The following is a 17,166-nucleotide window of genomic DNA, read 5'->3' as shown; positions in this document are numbered from 1 at the left end:
TGTGCCGCCCGCGCGGCAACAACCCTTGATCCCGGCCCCACGCCGGTGCCATGAGGAGATCCGATGACACACCACACCCTCGGATCCCTTCTCGGCGGCCACGCCCACATTCTCGCGCCCCACGCCGCCGCGCAGCGCATCGAGGGGGTGACCTCCGACAGCCGCAAGGTGAAGCCGGGCTTCTTGTTCGTCGCCATCCCCGGCACCCATGCGGACGGCGCCCGCTTCATCGCCGATGCGGTGGCCCGGGGCGCCACCGCCGTGCTGCTGGAGCCAGTGGCGCCGCTGCCCGCGCCGCCCGCCGGCGGCTCCTACGCCCATGTGGCGTTCGCCTTCTCGCTCGATGTGCGCCGCTCCCTCGCCCTGGCCGCGGCGCGGCTGCATGCCCGCCAGCCGGCGGTGATCGCCGCCGTCACCGGCACCGCCGGCAAGACCTCCGTCGCGTATTTCCTGCGGCAGATCTGGGAGACCCTCGGCCATCGGGCCGCCTATCTCGGCACCATCGGCGTGGTGACGCCGGATGCCGCCACCTATGGCAGCCTCACCACGCCCGATCCGGTGGACCTGCACGCCACCCTCGACCGGCTGGCGGGGGAAGGCATCACCCATATGGCGCTGGAAGCCTCCTCCCACGGGCTCGACCAGCGCCGGTTGGACGGCGTGCGCCTCACCGCCGGGGCCTTCACCAATCTCGGCCGCGACCATCTGGACTACCACCCCACTGTGGAAGCCTATTTCAAGGCCAAGCTGCGGCTGTTCACCGAGCTTCTGCCACCCGACGCCACCGCCGTGGGTGTCTTGGACGCCCCCTATGCAGCCACCGCCCTCGCCTGGGCCGAGACGCGGGGCCTGCGCACCCTCTCCTTCGGCGACGATTTCGCCGGCGCCACCATCGAGGTGCTGGACATTACCCCAGAGGGCGGCGGCCAGCGCATCCGCTTTGGCGGCGGCGACGAGATCCTGCTGCCGCTGGCAGGGCGGTTCCAGGCCGACAATGCGCTGGTGGCCGCCGGCCTTGCCATCGCCTGCGGTGCCGATCGCGACGCCGCCCTCGGCGCCCTCACCACCCTGAAGGGGGTGCCGGGGCGGCTGGAGCGGATCGGCGACGATCCCGCCCGGCCGGTGTTCGTGGACTATGCCCACAAGCCCGAGGCGCTGGCAGCGGTGCTCGACACCCTACGGGGGGCGGTGAAGGGGCGGCTCATGGTGGTGTTCGGCTGTGGCGGTGACCGCGACCGGGGCAAGCGCCCCATCATGGGCGCCATTGCCACCGAAAAGGCCGATGTGGTGATCGTCACCGACGACAATCCCCGCAGCGAGGCCCCGGCCGCCATCCGCGCCGAGATCCTCGCCGCCGCCCCCGGCGCCCGCGAGATCGGCGACCGCCGGGAGGCCATCCATACCGCCATCGCCATGATGGAAGCGGGGGATGCGCTGGTGGTGGCGGGAAAAGGCCACGAAACGGGCCAAATCATCGGCGACCGCACACATCCATTCTCGGATGCGGCGGAAGTTCTCGCCGCTTTGACGGAGGTGCGGGCATGAGCAGCGGTGCGCGACGTCTCTACGGCCGCGATGAAATGACGACCGCCATGGCGGCCACCCCCCGGGCGTTCACCGCCGATGGGGTGACCGGCATCTCCATCGACAGCCGGACCCTCAGCCCAGGCGACGCCTTCTTCGCCATCGCCGGCGAGAATTCCGATGGCCATGATTATGTGGAAACGGCGCTGAGGGCCGGTGCCGCCGTCGCGGTGGTGGAGAAAAGCAAAGCGGAGCGCTTCGGCGCCGAGGCGCCGCTGCTGCTGGTGGACGACGTGCTCGCCGCCCTGCGCGACCTTGCCGGCGCCGCCCGCGCCCGCTCGGGGGCGGGGATCGTCGCGGTCACCGGCTCGGTGGGCAAGACCACCACCAAGGAGGCGCTGCGCCTGGCGCTGGGCGCCGATGGCGAGACCCACGCCTCGGCCGCCTCCTACAACAATCACTGGGGGGTGCCCCTCTCCCTCGCCCGGCTGCCCCGCGAGGCGCGCTACGGCGTGTTCGAGATCGGCATGAACCATCCCGGCGAGATCACCCCGCTGGTGAAGCTGGTGCGGCCCCATGTGGCCATCATCACCACGGTGGAACCGGTGCACATCGCCCAATTCTCCGGCATCGAGGAGATCGCCGACGCCAAGGCCGAGATCTTCGACGGCCTGGAGCCGGCCGGCACGGCCGTCCTCAACCTCGACAATCCCCTGTTCGAGCGCCTGAAGGCCTCCGCTCTGGCCAAGGGCGTGTCGCGCATCGTCACCTTCGGCGAGAGCGCCGGCGCCGACGTGCGGCTAAAGACGGTGGCGCTGCAGCCATCCTGCTCGGTGGCGGTGGTGGACGTGATGGGCACCGACGTGACCCTCAAGGTCTCCGTGCCGGGCCGCCACATCGTTCAAAACATGCTGGCGGTGCTGGCGGCGACCAAGCTGGTGGGGGCCGACCTGGCGCTGGCGGCCCTCGCCCTGTCCCGCCTCAAGCCGCCGCCCGGACGCGGCGTGCCGGTGACCCTGACGCTCAAGGGCGGCACCGCCACCCTGCTGGACGAGAGCTATAACGCCAACCCGGCCTCCATGCGGGCGGCCATCGACGTGCTGAGCCGCACCCCGGTGGGGCCGCGCGGCCGGCGCATCGCCGTGCTCGGCGACATGCTGGAGCTGGGCGAGGACGCCGCCGCCATGCATGCGGGCCTCGCCGAACCGCTCATCCAGGGTCGTATCGACCAGGTGTTCTGCTGCGGGCCGCTGATGCATGCCCTGTGGGAGAAGCTGCCGAGCGAGCGCCGTGGCGGCTATGCCGCCCATGCCAGCCATCTCGAACCCATGGTGGCGGCGGCGCTGCGCGCCGGCGACACGCTGATGGTGAAGGGCTCCAACGGCAGCCGCATGGGACCGCTGGTGAAGAGCCTTTCCGAACGCTTCCGTACGAGCGAGGACGCGCTCCTCGAGGGATGACCCATGCTGCAATGGCTAGCCGAACTCCACCAGTCGTTCTCCGCCTTCAACGTCTTCCGCTACATCACCTTCCGCACCGGCGGATCGGTGGTGACGGCGCTTCTGTTCGTGTTCCTGTTCGGCCCGTCCATGATTTCCACCCTGAGGCTGAAGCAGGGCAAGGGCCAGCCCATCCGCACCGATGGCCCCCAGTCGCATCTGCTCACTAAGAAGGGCACGCCCACCATGGGCGGCCTGATGATCCTCTCGGGCATCGTGGTGGCGACGCTGCTGTGGTCGAACCTTGCCAACCCCTATGTGTGGGTGGTGCTGCTGGTGACCCTCGGCTTCGGCATGATCGGCTTTTATGACGACTACCTGAAAGTCACCAAGCAGACCCACAACGGCCTGTCGGGCAAGGCCCGTCTCGCCATTGAGGCCGTCATCGCCGGGGTGGCCGTCGTGGTCATCATGAATGTGGGCAAGCCGGGCCTCGCCACGGCGGTGTCGTTCCCCTTCTTCAAGGACCTGCTGCTCGATCTCGGCGTGTTCTTCGTGTTCTTCGGCGGCTTCGTCATCGTCGCCGCGGGCAATGCGGTGAACCTGACCGACGGGCTCGACGGCCTCGCCATCGTGCCGGTGATGATCGCGGCCGGCACGTTCGGCCTCATCGCCTATCTCTCGGGCAACGTGGTGTTCGCCGATTACCTGCAGATCCACTACGTGGTCGGCGTCGGTGAGCTGGCGGTGATCTGCGGCGCGGTGATGGGGGCCGGCCTCGGCTTCCTGTGGTTCAATGCGCCGCCGGCCCAGGTGTTCATGGGCGACACCGGCTCGCTGGCTCTGGGCGGCCTGCTCGGCACCGTGGCGGTGGCCACCAAGCACGAGATCGTGCTCGCGGTGGTGGGCGGCCTGTTCGTGCTGGAAGCGGTGTCGGTGATCGTCCAGGTGGCCTCGTTCAAGCTCACCGGCAAGCGCGTGTTCAAGATGGCGCCCATCCACCACCATTTCGAGCAGCTCGGCTGGACCGAGCCGCAGGTGGTGATCCGCTTCTGGATCATCGCCGTGGTGCTGGCCCTCGTCGGCCTCGCCACCCTGAAGCTGCGCTGATCAAGAAAAGGCCCGGCGGAGCAGCTCCGCCGGGCGCCTTCACGCTGGCCGCGGCACCTGACACGGCACCTGCCACGGCGCGTTCACTTCCCGCAGGTCTTGATGCCCAACGGCACATAGGCCGGGCAGAAGCGGAAAATGGCGGTGAGCAGCATCACCAGACCCACCGCGCCGATCAGCCATGCCCAGTTGCCGAGCCCGGCCAAAGCGGGAACGCTGCCGCCGAAGAACGGCACCAGCAGCAGGATGATCCCCACCACGAACCTCAACACCCGGTCGATCCCACCCACATTCGCTGTCATCGTCGCCTCCCGATCATCGGATCATACATTCAATGTTTTTAATGTGTGATCATGTCAATCTCGGGATTTTCCTACGGTCACTGTGTCGCGGACAGTCCAATGGTCGCGACAGGGCGCCAACCCTCTTCCCTCCCGAGACCTGGAGGGCTAGAGCAGGCGCGAGATTGGCCCGCCGGCTTCCATTGCCTTCAGCGAGACATTGCCCGCCATGACGTCGCACGCCAGCACTGCTCCTGCCAGCCCTCCACACCCCATCACGCCCGTCACCGTGCTCAAGGACCAGACCGTCGCCCTTTTCGGGCTCGGCGGCTCGGGCCTGGCCACCGCGCAGGCGCTGGTCGCCGGCGGCGCCCGGGTGATCGCCCATGACGATTCCGAAGCCGCGCGGCGCAAGGCCGGCGAAGCGGGCATCACCGTGCAGGACCTGCGCGCCATCGATTGGACACCGGTGCAGGCGCTGGTGCTCTCCCCCGGCGTGCCGCTGACCCATCCCAGGCCGCACTGGTCGGTGGATCTCGCCCGCGCCGCCGGGGTGGAAGTGATCGGCGACGTGGAGTTGTTCTGCCGCGAGCGCCATGCCATCGCCCGCCGCTCACCCTTCATCGCCATCACCGGCACCAACGGCAAGAGCACCACCACCGCCCTCATCACCCATATCCTGCGGGTGGCCGGGCGCGATGTGCAGATGGGCGGGAATATCGGCACCGCCCTCCTCTCCCTCGCCCCGCCCAAGATCGGCCGGGTGCATGTGGTGGAGTGCTCGTCCTACCAGATCGACCTTGCCCCCAGCCTCGACCCCTCCGTGGGCGTGATGCTCAACATCACCCCGGACCATCTCGATCGCCACGGCACCCTCGAGAAGTACGCCGCCATCAAGGAACGGCTCGTCACCGGCGTGGAAGGCGGTGGCACCGCGGTGGTGGGCGTGGACGACGATTTCTCCGCCGCCATGGCGGACCGGGCCGAGCGGGCCGGCAAGCACGTGGTGCGCCTGTCCATGCGCCGTCCGCTCGCCGATGGGATCTGGCGCGAGGGCGAGACCCTGGTGGTGTCGGAAGGTGGCGCCGAGCGCTTCCGCCTCAACCTTGGCGGCATCGGCTCCCTGCGCGGCGTGCACAACGCCCAGAACGCCGCCGCCGCCTATGCGGCGGCCCGGGCCGTGGGCGTTGCGCCCGAAGTGATCGCCGTGGCCATGACGCGTTTTCCCGGCCTCGCCCATCGCATGGAGCAGGTGGGCACCCAGGGCGACGTGCTGTTCGTGAACGACAGCAAGGCCACCAATGCCGACGCCACCGAGCGGGCGCTGACCAGTTTCGAGCACATCTTCTGGATCGCCGGCGGCAAGCCCAAGGCCGGCGGCATCACCCCGCTGGCACCTTTCTTCGACCGCATCGCCAAGGCCTATCTCATCGGCGAGGCGGCGGACGCCTTCGCCGAGACCCTGGGCGGCCGGGTCGCCCATGACCGCGTCGGCACCCTCGACAAGGCGGTCGCCGCCGCCGCGGCCGATGCTGCAAGCTCCTGCCTGCCCCATCCGGTGGTGCTGCTCTCCCCCGCCTGCGCCAGCTTCGATCAGTTTCCCAATTTCGAGGTGCGCGGCGACGTCTTTTGCCAGCTGGTGGGCCAACTCCCCGACGTGGAGCTGAAGCCACGGGCGACACCCCCAGCCGCCCAGAAGCCGCCGGCGGGCGGCGGCCATCCCCATGGCGGGGGGATGTCGCCCCACGGCACGTCACCCCACGGCATGCCCGGCCACGGCGCCTCCCCCCACGGGGCCCCCGCTGGCCACCCGAAGGGGCCAGCGCACCACGGCTGAGCCGGCCGTTCAACCGCGCGGCACGACACCGTTCAGGAACACACCGACGCAGCGGCGCAGATGCTCCCGCTGCGCGGCGCCACCGGCCCATTCCAATCGACCATGCGCCTTCGGTAAAGCGGCGCCGAACACCATGTCCATCAGAAGACCGGCCATGGCCGGGGCGTCGTCGCAGAGGATCTCGCCGGCCTCCGCCCGTCCGCGCAGCCAGTCCGCCAGCGCCGCGCGCGAGGGCTCGCCCCCGCAACGGCCGAGGATCTCCCGCAATTCGGGGAAATGAACGCCCTCGATCATCACCAGGCGCAGCAGGGCCTGGCGATCGCGCTCCTCCTCCGGCGTGATGTCGATACGGAAGATCGCCTCCAGCGCGGCGGCCAGCGGCAGGTGGTCATAATTGCCGGGCAGGGCCAGCATGCTCTGGCGGTGCGCGTCCACCACCGCGGCGAACAGCTCCACCTTGCCGGGAAAGAGCCGGTAGAGGGTGCGCTTCGACATGCGGCATCGCGCCGCCACCGCGTCCATGGTGGTGCCGCCATAGCCCTCGGACACGAAAAGGTGATGGGCCAGCTGCACGACGTGCGTGCGCCGTGCGCCATCCGCCTGCCCTTTTGGCCGGCCGCGATGGCGAGGGTCTCCCCCGGAACTGGAATGGCTCTCATTCAAGGGGCGCGCCTTGACAGCCTCGGCCCCGGACATGCAGTTCCTCCACATTGACAGTTTCGTTTACCGATTATAAGGGTAATGAGCAGTTTCTTAAATAGCGCTTCTTATCGAGTTTCACGTGCCAATACACTGCCTCCTATTGGTCACGGCCGCAGGGCGGAGGCTTTGGCCCAAACGTTTCCCTGGTTCCGTCTCCCTGCCACCCGGCATGGCGGCGCATGCGCCTGTGCGCCGGTGAGGGCCCTTTGAGCCGGTTCGTCGATCTTCGCGCGCTTCAAGCGCCCTTCTCTCCACGCCTGTGCTTCGCCGTCGACCGGCGGATCGGGACGCTCGTGGCGCTCGCTCTTGCCTTGAGCACCTCCGCCTGCGCCGTGGGGCCGGACTATGTGACCCCCGCCTTCGACCTGCCGGCGCGCTGGAGCGATCAGCAGCACCAGCGCAAGGAGCCGGCACCGCCCCAGCTCGCCCATTGGTGGGAGCGCCTCAACGACCGCACCCTGAACGCCCTGATCGCCCAGGCGGTGGATGGCAACCTCGACGTGGCCACCGCCAAGGCCAAGATCCGCGAGGCCCGCGCCACCTATCGCCAGCAGGTGGGCGGCCTGTTCCCGCAGGTGGACGGCTCCGCATCGGCGACTCGCGGCGACAATGGGTCACGTGTGTCCAGTGGCGGCGACGTCACCGTCGGCGGCCTCTACACCCAATACCAGGCCGGCTTCGACGCCAGTTGGGAGCTGGACCTGTTCGGCGCCAACCGGCGCGGGGTGGAAGCCTCCAAATACGCCATGCAGGCGGCAGAGGACGAGCTGCGCGGCACGCTGCTGACCCTGGTGGGCGACATCGCCTCCAATTATGTGGAGGCGCGCGGCTACCAGGCCCGCATGGCCCTTGCCCAGCGCACCGCCGCCTCCCAGCGCGAGACCGAGGCCCTGACCCGCACCAAGCTCGCGGCCGGCGGCGCCAGCGCCATGGATGTCGCCAATGCCGCCGGGCTCGCCGCCTCCACCGAAGCCAACGTGCCGGAGCTGCGCGCCGCCCTCGCCCAGAGCGTCCATCGCCTGAGCGTTCTGACCGGCCAGCCCCCCGGCGCCCTCACCGCGCAGCTCAGCCGTGGCGGCGCCATTCCCAGCCCCCGCCTGCGGGTGGCGAAGGGGGTGCCGGCCGACGTGCTGCGCAACCGGCCGGACGTGCGCCAGGCTGAGCGGACGCTCGGCCAATCCACCGCCCTGGTGGGCCAGGCGGAGGCCAACCGCTATCCCGCCGTCAGCCTCACCGGCAATCTCACCACCCAGGGCACCAAGCTCGGTGATCTCGCCCGCGGCTCCTCCATCAGCTGGTCCTACGGGCCCAGCCTGACCGTGCCGGTGTTCACCGGCGGGCAGCTCAAAGCTGCCGTGGATATCGCCGCCGCCCAGCGCGACCAGTCGTTCCTCGCCTACCATGCGGCCATCCTGACGGCGCTGGAGGATGTGGAGAATGCGGTGGTCTCCCTCACCCAGGAGCGCATCAAGTCCGGCAAGCTCGCCGAATCGGCCGCCTCCTACCGGGACGCCACCCGCCTGTCGCGCACCCTTTACCAGAACGGCTCCACCAGCTTCCTGGACGTGCTGGATGCGGAGCGCTCGCTCTATTCAGCAGAGGATTCCCTGCTGCAGAGCCGGGTGGCCATGGCCACCGATTATATTGCCCTCAACAAGGCGCTGGGCGGCGGATGGGACGGCGACGTGGAGGTGATGACCCCCGCCGTGGTGGATGAGAACACCGGCCCCCATTTCTCAGCCCTTCAACCGTGAGACGCCCGTGACCTCTCTCCTGCCCCCGCGCGCGTCCGCGCTGCCTGCCCTGCCTGCCCGTCCGCCGCTGGAGGCGCGGCCATGACCGCTGCGCTTCGCGTGCCCGGGCGCCGGCGGGCCATCATCATCGGCGCGCTGGTGATCGCCGCGCTGGTGGCGGCACTGCTGCTGAAGGACACCCTCTTCCCGCCCGAGGCGCCGAAGATCATGTCCGCCCGGGTCACCACCGGCACAGTGGAAGAGACGGTGCTTGCCACCGGCACCCTGAAGCCCGCCAAGCTGGTGGCAGTGGGCGCCCAGGTGTCCGGCCGCGTCACCTCCATCAAGGTGCAGCTCGGCCAGAAGCTCAAGCAGGGCGACCTGGTGGCGGAGATCGATTCCGTCACCCAGCAGAATTCCCTGCGCACCGCCGAGGCATCGGTCGCCAACATGCGTGCCCAAAAGCAGGAAAAAGAAGCAACCCTGGTGCTGGCCGAGCAGACCCTTGCCCGCCAGAAGAAGCTGGTGGCGCAGACCGCCGTCTCCCAGGCTGATTTCGAGACCGCCCAGGCGGATGTGGCCACCACCCGGGCCCAGATCGCCGCCCTGGAGGCGCAGATCATCGAGGCCGAGGTGGCGGTGGACACCGCCCGGGTGAACCTCGGCTACACCCGCATCACCGCGCCCATGGACGGCACCGTGCTCTACATCGTCAGCCAGGAAGGCCAGACGGTGAACGCCAACCAGACCACGCCCACCATCGTCATCCTCGGCGACCTCGACACCATGATGGTGCGCGCCGAGATCTCCGAAGCCGACGTGGTGAAGGTGAAGCCGGGCCAGAGCCTCTATTTCAACATCATCGGCGAACCGGACCAGCGCTACGAGGCCAAGCTGGAGTTCATCGAGCCGGCGCCGGAATCCATCACCAGCGACAGCCTCGTTTCCACCTCCTCCACCTCGAGCAGCAGCAGCAAGTCCTCATCCAGCACGTCCACGTCGAGCGCCATCTACTACAACGGCATCTTCTACGTGCCGAACCCGGACGGGAAGCTGCGCACCTACATGACGGCCGAGGTCCATATCGTGCTTGGCAGCGCCAAGAATGCCCTGACCATCCCCTCGGCGGCGCTCGGCGCCAAGCAGAAGGACGGGCGCTATGCGGTGCGGGTGCTGGAGCCCAATGGCGAGGTGATCACCCGGTTCGTGGAGGTGGGGCTCAACAACAAGACCCGGGCGGAGATCCGCTCCGGCCTGAAGGCGGGCGAAACGGTGGTCACCGGCCAGCTCTCCGGCGCTGGCGGCACCAGCGCCGCACGGCGCATGCCGCCGCCGCCCATGGGCCTGTGACGGATCCGCCATGGGCACGCCGCTGATCGAACTCCACAAGCTCCGGCGCGAGTATCCCGCCGGCGAGGGGGTTCTCACCGTCCTCAAGGACATCGACCTCACCATCGAGCAGGGAGAGATGGTGGCCATTGTCGGGGCCTCGGGCTCCGGCAAGTCCACCCTCATGAACATCCTGGGGTGCCTCGCTCGCCCCACCTCCGGCAGCTACAAGATCGCCGGCCGCGAGACCTCGAGCCTCGCCCCGGACGAGCTGGCGGCGCTGCGGCGCGAACATTTCGGCTTTATCTTCCAGCGCTATCACCTGCTGGGCGAATTGACCGCCCTCGGCAATGTGGAAATCCCGGCCATCTATGCCGGCTGGACCGCCGGCGCCCGACGCACCCGCGCGCTGGAGTTGCTGGAGCGGCTCGGCATGGGCGAGCGCACCGGCCACCGCCCGGGCCAGCTCTCCGGCGGCCAGCAGCAACGCGTTTCCATCGCCCGCGCGCTGATGAACGGCGCCAACCTGATCCTGGCGGATGAGCCCACCGGCGCCCTCGACAAGACCTCCGGCGAGGAAGTGCTGCGCATCCTCGATGAGCTGCACGCCGAGGGCAAGACCATCGTCATCGTCACCCACGATATGAACGTGGCGGCCCGGGCCGAGCGCATCATCGAATTTTCCGATGGCGCCATCATCTCCGATCGCCGCACTGGCAAGGCCCCGGCGCCCCCCGTCGTCGCCGCCGACCCCGGCGAGGCGCAGGCGGTGGCCGCCGCGGCGCAGCCGGCCGGTCATCCCCTCCAGGCGCTGATCATGCGCTTCCAGGAAGCGTTCCGCATGGCGCTGCTGGCCATGAACGCCCATCGGCTGCGCACCTTCCTCACCATGCTGGGCATCATCATCGGCATCGCCTCGGTGGTGTGCGTGGTGGCGCTGGGCGAAGGGTCGCGGCAGAAAGTGCTCGCCAACATCTCCTCGCTCGGCACCAACACGCTGGAGGTGTTCCCCGGCAAGACCTTCGGCGATGTGCGTTCGGGCAAGATCACCACGCTGGTGGTGGCCGATGCCAAGGCGCTGGCGGACCAGCCCTATGTGGCCGCGGTGACGCCCACGGTCTCCACCTCCAAGACGGTGCGGTTCCGCTCCATCGAGGCGAGCGCGCTGGTGAATGGCGTGGGCGAACAGTATTTCACCGCCCGCGGCACCAAGCTCGCCCAGGGCCGCCTGTTTGACGCCGAGGCGGTGCGCACCTACGCCCAGGATGCGGTCATCGACGAGAACACCCGCAAGACCCTGTTCGCCGATTTCCCCGGCGACCCCATCGGCGAAGTGATCCTGGTGGGCGACGTGCCGTGCCGGGTGGTGGGCATCGCCGAGCAGCAGCAGGGCGGCTTCGGCTCCAGCCAGAACCTGTCCATCTACCTGCCCTACACCACGGTGCAGGCGCGCCTGCTCGGCACCACCTCACTGCGCTCCATCACCGTGCGGGTGGCGGACGATGTGGATACTGCCCTGGCCGAGACGGCAGTGACCGACTTCATCACCCAGCGCCACGGCAAGCAGGATTTCTTCATCCTCAACACCGACGACATCCGGAAAACCATCACCTCCACCACCGAGACGCTGACCCTGCTGATTGCCGCCATCGCCCTCATCTCGCTGCTGGTGGGCGGCATCGGGGTGATGAACATCATGCTGGTGTCGGTGTCGGAGCGGGTGGCGGAAATCGGCGTGCGCATGGCGGTGGGCGCCCGGCGCTCCGACATCCTCCAGCAATTCCTGATCGAGGCGGTGCTGGTGTGCCTCATTGGCGGCGTGCTGGGCATTGGCACGGCGCTCGGCTTCGGCGTGCTGTTCACCTATGTGGGGTCGAACTTCACATTGGTCTATTCCGGCGCCTCCATCGTGCTGGCGTTCGTCTCATCCAGCCTCATCGGCGGCGTGTTCGGCTACCTGCCCGCGCGCAGCGCCTCCCTGCTGGATCCGGTGGAAGCCCTGTCGCGGGATTGAGCGCGGCGCGCCGGGGCCGCGTTCAGCCGGCCCCGCTCACGCGCTGGCGCCGGCCTTGCCGGCCTCCCAGCCGAGGATGGCGCGCTTGCGGGTGAGGCCCCAGTGATAGCCGGTCAGATCCCCACTCTTGCCCAGCACCCGGTGGCACGGCACCACGAAGGAGATCGGGTTCTTGCCGACGGCGGCGCCCACCGCCCGCGCCGCCTTGGGCTTGCCCACGTGGGCGGCGATGGAGGAATACGTAGTGGCCCGGCCCATGGGGATGCGCAGCAGCGTCTCCCACACCCGGATCTCGAAATCCGTGCCGATGAAGACGATGCGCAAAGGCTGGTCGTCACGCCAGGCGGTGGGGTTGAAGATGCGCGACACCAAAGGCGCGGTGGCGGCGGGATCCTCCACATAATCCGCATTGGGCCAGCGGGCCCGCATGTCGGCCAGCGCCGCCACCTCCTCGCCCGCATCCGCGAAGGCGAGGCCGCACAGCCCCCGGCCGGTGGACATGGCCAGCGCCTGGCCGAACGGCGAGGGGTGGAAGCCGTAGCGGATCAGCAGCCCGGCGCCGCCGGTCTTCCACTCGCCCGGCGACATGGCCTCGTGCACCACAAACAGATCATGCAGCCGGCCGGGCCCCGACAGGCCGAGCTCCAGCGCGGCATCGAGCACATTGGGGCTTTCGGCCAGCACCCGGCGGGCCCGGTCGAGGGTCACCGCCTGCAGGAACGCCTTGGGGGTGAGGCCACACCAGCGGCGGAACAGGTCCGTCAGCGCCCGGGACGACACGCCCACGGCGGCGGCGATCTCCTCCACCTCCGGCTGGCGGCGCATGTGGTGGGAGATGTACTCCACCGCCCGGTGAACCACGTCATAGTCACAGGCGGCGATCTCAAGGGGCGTGGCGGGGGTCGCGATCATGGGACCTGCGGCAGGGAACAGGCGAAAAGCGGGAGCATCGAGCGCCAGCACGGGGCATCTCCATCCTATCGGGCTTGACCCATTGCACCAAAGCGTGCCGGCGCCGGCCACCCGATTTCGCGGCGAACCTTTTCCTCCCGCCGTTCAGCTCACCCCCTTGCCGGAGGCAAGGACACCGAAGCGCTCGGAGAACACCAGATCCTCCAGCGGCAGCCGCTTGCGCCAGCCGGCCCGCTCCAGATCCGGCGTCGTCTCGAAGCGGGCCACATAGCCCACGCACAGCAGCGCAATGGGCACGATGGGCTCGGGAATGCCGAGAATAGCCCGCAGGTCCGCCAGCGACAGGATGGAGACCCAGCCCACCCCCAGATTCTCCGCCCGCGCGGCGAGCCAGATGTTCTGCACCGCGCAGACGGTGGAATAGATGTCCATCTCGCTCTGGTGGGTGCGCCCCAGCACCACCGGCCCGGCGCGATCGCGCTCGCAGGTGACACACAGCATCAGCGGCGCCTCCAGGATGCCTTCGAGCTTCAAGGAACGGTAGAGCTTGGCCCGCTCCGGCTCGAACATCCGGGCGGCCTCGCCATTGGCACGGGTGAAGGCGTCATGCAGGGCCGTCCTGGTGGCGGGATCGCGGATGACGATGAAGTTCCAGGGCTGCAGGAAGCCCACCGAGGGGGCCGCATGGCCCGCCGCCAGCACTCGCCCCAGCACGTCATCGGGCACCGGATCGGGCAGGAAATTGCGCCGCACGTCCCGCCGTTCGGTGATGCAGCGATAGATGGCGGCCCGCTCGGCGGCACTGAAGCCCCCCTGCTGGCCATCGTCCGTCCGTGCCGGGATCTCCGCCTGGGGACCGGCCATGCGCTCCCGGGCGCTGCTGTCCTGTGCCACGGCCCCTCCTCCCGACTTGGCATGTGCCGACTTGGCATGTGCCGACTTGGCATGTGCCGACTTGGATCTTGCCATCAGATGGCGACACTCTGTCGCGTCGGTCAAGGCCGTTCCCCACCGGCCGGTGCCGGGCCGATCACCCGGCGCACCGCATCGCGCCACAGGGCGAGGCGACGATGACGTTCCGGCTCCGCCATCTGCGGGGTGAAGCGCCGGTCCCGCCGCCAGCGCGCCGCGAACGTGTCCGGCGGGGGAAAGAAACCGCAGTTGAGGCCGGCGAGATAGGCCGCGCCGAGGGCCGTGGTCTCGGCGCACACCGGCCGGTCCACCGGCGCGGCGATCAGGTCGGCGAGCCGCTGCAGGGTGAAGTCCGAGGCGGCCATGCCGCCGTCCACCCGCAGCACGGTGTCGGCGCCGGCCGCCCCCACCCAGTCCGCATGCATGGCCTCCATGAGGTCCACGGTCTGGAAGCACACGCTCTCCAGGACGGCGCGGGCCAGCTCGGCCGGACCGGTGGCCCGGGTCAGGCCGAACAGCGCGCCGCGCGCCTCCGGCTGCCAATACGGCGCGCCGAGCCCGACGAAGGCCGGCACCAGCACCACGTCCTGATCGGGATCGGCGGCCGCCGCCAGGGGGCCGGTGGCCGCAGCGCTGTCGATCAGCCCCAGCCCGTCGCGCAGCCATTGCACGGCCGCGCCGGCGACGAAGATGGAGCCTTCCAGCGCATAGGTGCGCCGCCCCTCCAGCTGATAGGCGATGGTGGTGAGTAGGCGGTGGCGGGAGGTCACCGGCTGGGTTCCGGTGTTGAGCAGGGCGAAGCAGCCGGTGCCATAGGTGGATTTGATGGCCCCCGGCGCGAAACAGGCCTGCCCCACCGCCGCCGCCTGCTGGTCACCGGCGATGCCGCGGATGGGGATGGGCGCGCCGAACCATTCGGGATCGGTGGTGCCGAAATCGGCGGCGCTGTCACACACCTCGGGCAGCAGCGCCGCCGGCACCTGGAACAGGTCGAGCAGGGCCGGATCCCACTGCCCCGCATGGATGTCGAACAGCGCCGTGCGGCTGGCATTGGTGGCATCGGTGCGATGGACGCGCCCGCCGGTGAGGCGATGCAGCAGGAAGCTGTCGACGGTGCCGAAGGCGAGGGCGCCGCGCGCCGCCCGCTCCCGCGCGCCCGGCACCGCATCGAGAATCCAGGCGATCTTGGTGGCGGAGAAATAGGGATCGAGCAGCAGCCCGGTGGTGGCCGACATCCGAGGGCCATGTCCCTCGGCCGCGAGCCGGGCGCAGGCGGGGGCCGTGCGCCGGTCCTGCCAGACGATGGCGCGATGGATGGGCTGGCCGGTGGCGCGATCCCACACCAAAGTGGTCTCACGCTGGTTGGTGATGCCGATGGCGGCGATGGCGGCGGCGCTCACGCCGGCGCGGATCATCACCTCGCGGGCGCAGGCGAGCACGCTCTGCCAGATATCCTCCGGCTCCTGCTCCACCCACCCGGGCGCGGGAAAATGCTGCGGCAGCTCCCGCTGCGCCCCGGCGACGATGGCGCCATCCGGCCCCACCAGGAACGCGCGCGACGAGGTCGTGCCCTGATCGAGGGCGAGGATGAATGCGGCCATGATTCCTCCCGCCGGCCGTGATGCGGCCGTGTGCTTATCGTCTGCGCGCGCGGCGCAGCGCCATGTAGGTGGCGAGCGCCGCCGCCTCCTCCAGGCTGAGTCGCAACCCCAGCTTGGTGCGGCGCCACAACACGTCATCCGCGCTGTGCGCCCATTCCACGTCCATGAGGTAATCCACCTCGCGCTGGCACAAATGGGCGCCGAACCACTCGCCGAGGTCGTCCTCGCCCTTCACCCCGTCCAGCAGGCGCCCGGCCCGGGTGCCGTAGGCTCGCGCGAGGCGACGCAGCAGCGCCGGGTCCAGCTCGGGAAACGTGCGCCGCAGCTCGCCCACCAGGGTGTCGAAGCCCTGGCGGGGAAAGTCCCCGCCCGGCAAGGTGGCGCCCGCCGTCCACGGCGCCGGCGCCGGCCCGCCCGGCAAGTGGGGCAGCAGCTTGGCCAGCGCCGCCTCGGCGAGGCGACGGTAGGTGGTGATCTTGCCGCCGAACACGCTGAGCAGCGGGGGCCCTCCGGCCGGCGCGTCCAGGGTCAGCACATAGTCGCGGGTGGCGTCCTGGGCCCGGCCGGCGCCGTCGTCATAGAGCGCCCGCACGCCGGAATAGCTCCACACCACCGCGTGGGGGGTCACCGGCGCGGCGAAATATTCGCTCGCGGCGGCGCACAGATAGGCGATGTCCTCCGGCGTCGCCGCCACGTCCTCGGGACGCCCCTGATAGTCCCGATCGGTGGTGCCGATGAGGGTGAAATCCCCTTCATAGGGAATGGCGAAGATGATGCGCCCGTCGGCATTCTGGAAGATGTAGCAGCGATCATGGGCATAAAGGCGCGGCACCACGATGTGGCTGCCCTGCACCAGCCGCACATGGGCGCTGGCACGGACCCCCAGGCTGTCCAGCACATCCCCGGCCCAGGGGCCGGCGGCATCCACCAGGCTGCGGGCCGCCACCTCGCTGATGATCCCGTCGTGCTCGCACTGGATCAGCCAAAGCCCGTCCGCGCGCCGGGCCCCCAGCACGCGGGTGCGCGGGCGGATGCTGGCACCGCGCTCGGCGGCATCGAGGGCATTGAGCACAACGAGACGGGCGTCCTCCACCCAGCAGTCGGAATATTCAAAGCCGCGGGTGAACAGCGGCTTCAGCGGCTCGCCCAGGGGATCGCGCCGCAGGTCCACGCTGCGGGTCGGCGGCAGCCGCCGGCGACCGCCCAGATGGTCGTAGATCCACAGCCCCAGACGCAACAGCCAAGCGGGCCGCAGGCCCCGGTGGTGCGGCAGCACGAACCGCAGCGGCCAGATGATGTGGGGCGCCATGCCCCACAGAACCTCGCGCTCCTCCAGCGCCTCGTGCACCAGGCGGAACTCGTAATGCTCCAGATAGCGCAGGCCGCCATGGATGAGCTTGGTGGAGGCGGACGACGTGCCGGAGGCGAAATCGCCCTTCTCGAACAGCACCGCGGAGAGGCCGCGCCCCTGGGCATCGCGGGCGATGCCGGTGCCATTGATGCCGCCGCCGATGACGGCCACGTCGAAGATCTCCGGGCTCCCGGCCATCCCACCTGCTCCGCCTGCGGCCGCGCGAATTCGACCGGTCAGAATCAGCCGAACACCAAGCCTGGAACCATGGCGGCGTTTGATCGCGCGTCAATGACAATCCTGCGCGGCGGCGCCTAACCGGACACCGCTTGCGAAACCGCGAAGGGCAGGCCAGCATGGGGGTAACGAGAGGTTCGCGCCACGTCGGACCCCGCTGAGGACACGTCAATCCCCGCAAGGA

At 69.5% G+C, this 17,166-nt stretch carries 13 protein-coding genes; 7 read left to right on the top strand and 6 right to left on the bottom strand.

Annotated features, from left to right (window positions below; translation table 11 throughout):
* Nucleotides 1-63 precede the first annotated feature (63 nt).
* From ACU4E7_RS09500 to mraY, 3 genes are read left to right on the top strand one after another with little or no spacing between them, the layout of a single operon-like run.
* The gene (locus ACU4E7_RS09500; RefSeq protein ID WP_447021364.1) at nt 64-1,545 is read left to right on the top strand and encodes a UDP-N-acetylmuramoyl-L-alanyl-D-glutamate--2,6-diaminopimelate ligase; all 1,482 of its coding nucleotides are present in this window, start codon (nt 64-66) and stop codon (nt 1,543-1,545) included.
* Nucleotides 1,542-2,984, top strand: a complete 1,443-nt coding sequence (locus ACU4E7_RS09495; RefSeq protein WP_447021363.1) for a UDP-N-acetylmuramoylalanyl-D-glutamyl-2,6-diaminopimelate--D-alanyl-D-alanine ligase — start codon at nt 1,542-1,544, stop codon at nt 2,982-2,984. The genes ACU4E7_RS09500 and ACU4E7_RS09495 overlap by 4 nt, the downstream gene beginning before the upstream one ends.
* A 3-nt stretch (nt 2,985-2,987) precedes the next feature.
* The gene (mraY, locus tag ACU4E7_RS09490; protein ID WP_238123635.1) at nt 2,988-4,073 is read left to right on the top strand and encodes a phospho-N-acetylmuramoyl-pentapeptide-transferase; all 1,086 of its coding nucleotides are present in this window, start codon (nt 2,988-2,990) and stop codon (nt 4,071-4,073) included.
* Nucleotides 4,074-4,156: 83 nt separating this feature from the next.
* Here the strand turns inward: mraY and ACU4E7_RS09485 are convergent, their stop codons facing one another.
* Nucleotides 4,157-4,375: a YgaP family membrane protein gene (locus ACU4E7_RS09485; RefSeq protein ID WP_238123636.1), complete on the bottom strand. Its 219-nt coding sequence runs from the start codon at nt 4,373-4,375 to the stop codon at nt 4,157-4,159.
* Nucleotides 4,376-4,628: 253 nt separating this feature from the next.
* On the opposite strand from ACU4E7_RS09485, the gene murD reads away from it, so the two are divergent.
* Nucleotides 4,629-6,191: a UDP-N-acetylmuramoyl-L-alanine--D-glutamate ligase gene (murD, locus tag ACU4E7_RS09480; protein WP_447021612.1), complete on the top strand. Its 1,563-nt coding sequence runs from the start codon at nt 4,629-4,631 to the stop codon at nt 6,189-6,191.
* Nucleotides 6,192-6,200: 9 nt separating this feature from the next.
* Here murD and ACU4E7_RS09475 read toward each other — a convergent pair whose 3' ends face one another.
* On the bottom strand, nt 6,201-6,764 hold the full coding sequence (locus ACU4E7_RS09475) for a TetR/AcrR family transcriptional regulator (RefSeq protein ID WP_447021362.1): 564 nt from the start codon (nt 6,762-6,764) through the stop codon (nt 6,201-6,203).
* Between the two features lie 308 nt (nt 6,765-7,072).
* Between ACU4E7_RS09475 and ACU4E7_RS09470 the strand changes: the two genes are divergently transcribed.
* The 3 genes from ACU4E7_RS09470 (at nt 7,073) to ACU4E7_RS09460 (ending at nt 11,969) form a co-directional block, all read left to right on the top strand.
* A complete protein-coding gene (locus tag ACU4E7_RS09470; RefSeq protein WP_443267858.1) occupies nt 7,073-8,647 on the top strand; it encodes an efflux transporter outer membrane subunit in 1,575 nt (524 codons plus the stop codon).
* Nucleotides 8,648-8,728: 81 nt separating this feature from the next.
* Nucleotides 8,729-9,976: an efflux RND transporter periplasmic adaptor subunit gene (locus ACU4E7_RS09465; protein WP_447021361.1), complete on the top strand. Its 1,248-nt coding sequence runs from the start codon at nt 8,729-8,731 to the stop codon at nt 9,974-9,976.
* A 10-nt stretch (nt 9,977-9,986) separates the two neighbouring features.
* A complete protein-coding gene (locus ACU4E7_RS09460) occupies nt 9,987-11,969 on the top strand; it encodes a MacB family efflux pump subunit (protein WP_238123640.1) in 1,983 nt (660 codons plus the stop codon).
* Between the two features lie 36 nt (nt 11,970-12,005).
* On the opposite strand, the gene ACU4E7_RS09455 is transcribed toward ACU4E7_RS09460, so the two are convergent.
* The 4 genes from ACU4E7_RS09455 to glpD form a co-directional block, all read right to left on the bottom strand.
* A complete protein-coding gene (locus tag ACU4E7_RS09455; RefSeq protein WP_238123696.1) occupies nt 12,006-12,881 on the bottom strand; it encodes a methylated-DNA--[protein]-cysteine S-methyltransferase in 876 nt (291 codons plus the stop codon).
* A gap of 144 nt (nt 12,882-13,025) precedes the next feature.
* Nucleotides 13,026-13,745: a 5,6-dimethylbenzimidazole synthase gene (gene bluB, locus ACU4E7_RS09450; RefSeq protein ID WP_447021611.1), complete on the bottom strand. Its 720-nt coding sequence runs from the start codon at nt 13,743-13,745 to the stop codon at nt 13,026-13,028.
* Between the two features lie 131 nt (nt 13,746-13,876).
* Complete coding sequence (gene glpK, locus ACU4E7_RS09445) at nt 13,877-15,394, bottom strand: glycerol kinase GlpK (RefSeq protein WP_447021360.1); 1,518 nt, start codon at nt 15,392-15,394, stop codon at nt 13,877-13,879.
* Nucleotides 15,395-15,428: 34 nt separating this feature from the next.
* The gene (gene glpD, locus ACU4E7_RS09440; RefSeq protein ID WP_447021359.1) at nt 15,429-16,943 is read right to left on the bottom strand and encodes a glycerol-3-phosphate dehydrogenase; all 1,515 of its coding nucleotides are present in this window, start codon (nt 16,941-16,943) and stop codon (nt 15,429-15,431) included.
* Nucleotides 16,944-17,166: the final 223 nt, after the last annotated feature.

The sequence above is a fragment of the Xanthobacter sp. ZOL 2024 genome, assembly GCF_052932325.1.
Note: the sequence above shows the minus strand (reverse complement) of the source record. Positions and strands in the feature narration are given on the sequence as shown.

Excerpts from the sequence above, each read along its gene's own strand:
- ACU4E7_RS09500 (WP_447021364.1), top strand. The coding sequence starts at position 64 with ATGACACACCACACCCTCGGATCCCTTCTCGGCGGCCACGCCCACATT.
- ACU4E7_RS09495 (WP_447021363.1), top strand. The coding sequence starts at position 1,542 with ATGAGCAGCGGTGCGCGACGTCTCTACGGCCGCGATGAAATGACGACC.
- mraY (WP_238123635.1), top strand. The coding sequence starts at position 2,988 with ATGCTGCAATGGCTAGCCGAACTCCACCAGTCGTTCTCCGCCTTCAAC.
- ACU4E7_RS09485 (WP_238123636.1), bottom strand. The coding sequence starts at position 4,375 with ATGACAGCGAATGTGGGTGGGATCGACCGGGTGTTGAGGTTCGTGGTG.
- ACU4E7_RS09470 (WP_443267858.1), top strand. The coding sequence starts at position 7,073 with ATGCGCCTGTGCGCCGGTGAGGGCCCTTTGAGCCGGTTCGTCGATCTT.
- ACU4E7_RS09465 (WP_447021361.1), top strand. The coding sequence starts at position 8,729 with ATGACCGCTGCGCTTCGCGTGCCCGGGCGCCGGCGGGCCATCATCATC.
- ACU4E7_RS09460 (WP_238123640.1), top strand. The coding sequence starts at position 9,987 with ATGGGCACGCCGCTGATCGAACTCCACAAGCTCCGGCGCGAGTATCCC.
- ACU4E7_RS09455 (WP_238123696.1), bottom strand. The coding sequence starts at position 12,881 with ATGATCGCGACCCCCGCCACGCCCCTTGAGATCGCCGCCTGTGACTAT.
- bluB (WP_447021611.1), bottom strand. The coding sequence starts at position 13,745 with ATGGCCGGTCCCCAGGCGGAGATCCCGGCACGGACGGACGATGGCCAG.
- glpK (WP_447021360.1), bottom strand. The coding sequence starts at position 15,394 with ATGGCCGCATTCATCCTCGCCCTCGATCAGGGCACGACCTCGTCGCGC.
- glpD (WP_447021359.1), bottom strand. The coding sequence starts at position 16,943 with ATGGCCGGGAGCCCGGAGATCTTCGACGTGGCCGTCATCGGCGGCGGC.